At 28.3% G+C, this 230-nt stretch carries 1 protein-coding gene; it reads right to left on the reverse strand.

The genetic code is table 11. The features are described 5' to 3' along the window. A partial coding sequence (locus AMO19_RS03510; RefSeq protein ID WP_075507350.1) for a DUF1651 domain-containing protein occupies positions 1-192 on the reverse strand: 192 nt, incomplete at its 3' end. Positions 193-230 lie beyond the last annotated feature (38 nt).

A 230-nucleotide genomic window follows, 5' to 3' on the forward strand; every position in this document is an offset into this window, starting at 1 on the left:
AATTTCTCTAGCTAAATCTATTTCAACAGAAACTGTATTTGTCATTACAGGTGGTTTGCTTCCTAAAACCCCCACTATTTTTCCAGTATCTATAAACATATACTCAAAAACTCCATCAATACTCTTATCGTTTTTCATAAATCTTTTAACTTCTGACCTCTTTGAATTTATTAACCAATAAGATTTAGCCATTAATCTATACTTGAAATTAGTAAACGTTCCATTTAAAA

The organism is Prochlorococcus marinus, from assembly GCF_001180245.1.
Classification (GTDB): domain Bacteria; phylum Cyanobacteriota; class Cyanobacteriia; order PCC-6307; family Cyanobiaceae; genus Prochlorococcus_A; species Prochlorococcus_A marinus_F.